General features: G+C 41.6%; 1 pseudogene. It reads right to left on the bottom strand.

Going from position 1 to position 1848, the window contains the following annotated elements:
* Positions 1–269: pseudogene (locus ST42_RS14625) on the bottom strand (IS982 family transposase); the annotation flags it as partial.
* Positions 270–1848: the final 1579 nt, after the last annotated feature.

Genomic DNA, 1848 nt, shown 5'->3' with positions numbered 1-1848 from the left:
CCGGATGTACTGTCAATGAAACTTATACCCGTGCATCTGCCAAAGCAAAACAGTTGGAGGAACAGCATCATCTCAACCGCGACTCTGGACTCGAGTTCAACAAAGCGGTTATATGAGAGCTGCTTTGAGAACAAGTCGTGCAGGTGCGCCTTGACATAAAAGAAGTAATAATGCTTGAAGTTGCAGAAAGTATTGAAATGAAAGCAGATGAGTATTGTCATGATTTCCGACCGGCTCATAGTACATTTCCGATTGCGGTGCTTACGCCCGTCAGGCTCACAAATGGACATCAAGTAGACAACTTGACGAGGAAAGTGGTTTTATCGACTTGTTATTTTACATAATTGTGATTATCAATAATAGATACGGAGGAATAAATAAAATGTCTAAACTCCTGTCTAAGGAATTCTACGGCAATCATTATTATCTGAATATCGACTCCGATATTGGGTCGGTCTCTCGGTTGGCAGCAAATCCGTGGCAATACCATCAGCCAAGCTCCTCTTCCAAGTCGACAAGCAGCTGTTCGGCAACCTGTCAGACCGCCTCGGCACAACCTTCCACATCTATGATCATCTATCAAAACCAAGGCAACATGAGAAAATTCAGAATCAAAACATAAAAGCAAATGAATAAATAAAGGCAAGCATCTGATTTTCAAGTGTTTGCCTCGTATTGGTACGCTCGGCATGAGCATTGTCTAACGGGTGAAAGTCCCGAGCAAGCCCTAATAGCGGGAATTGCATAGTCAAAGGCAAGGGTGTCCATCGCGAGGTGGAATCTGAAGCCCAAGACAAACATCTGACCTAACGAACAGCAACTTCATATAAGGCATATGACCGTGGATAAGATTGCCAAACAAATCAAAGTCCCATAGCTATTCGGAACGGTTGGTGTAAATGAAGTAGGTATAAGATGGAAAGACAATGCCCTTATCCGAGGAGGTCTTGCGGACGCATGGTGAAGATGATGTATTCGATGTACCATGACGGAGTATAGCTTGTCGCGAGAAGTCAGCAGAGGTCATAGTACCCAAGGCACGGGTTTGCCTAAAGGGAAGGACAGAATCGTGCAGTACAATAGTAAATGACTGCTACCTTGAGAGTCTTTTGTAGTCAGATGTCCGAAAAGGAACTCTCTATTCACACGATAGGACGGAATCCGACAATAGAATAGAAGTGACGTATCTCGAAGGGATGGCTGAAAACAACTTGTCACACACCGTGAGGTGTAAAAGCACGAAACCGCCGTATGCAGAACCGCATGTACGGTGGTGTGAGAGGTCGGTAAACATGAAAGTAGGAGATAAACACCTATGATTAGTGTTTACCTCCTACTCGATTCGCTAATTTCCAGCATTCTAGGATTATTCCTCCACAGCAGCCTGCGCGGCGGCTAATATTTTTACTATCACGCTGATTATCAGATACTTACGTTTAGACTGGTCAACATTTGAGCTGCATTTTTCGTGCATTCTGCACGTTCTGCACGTTGATGTCTCGAATTCTCTTGCAAGAATATTCACTTACGTAATAAAGTACATCATCTAATCTTAATCTTTAAGGGTTTAACTTAATTTGGTCAACATTATGTCGAACCATTTTTACTATAGTCGCATCAGATACTCTGAAGGGAAAATAATCCCGAAAAGCACATTCTGCAAACTTTGTTTACAAAGGTAATGTTTTCTTTTGAAATTACGTTCATTCTGCACGTTTTTCTGGTTCTTCCGTTAAATGCATAGATAGAAAAAAATATTTATATTATGATAAAAATAAAGCTGGCATCATCTATCTTTGTAGTGACCAAACTCAATGATAAATGAATGCCAGCATAATGCATAAAGCT

The sequence above is a fragment of the Prevotella pectinovora genome (genome assembly GCF_000834015.1).
Classification (GTDB): domain Bacteria; phylum Bacteroidota; class Bacteroidia; order Bacteroidales; family Bacteroidaceae; genus Prevotella; species Prevotella pectinovora.
Note: the sequence above shows the minus strand (reverse complement) of the source record. Positions and strands in the feature narration are given on the sequence as shown.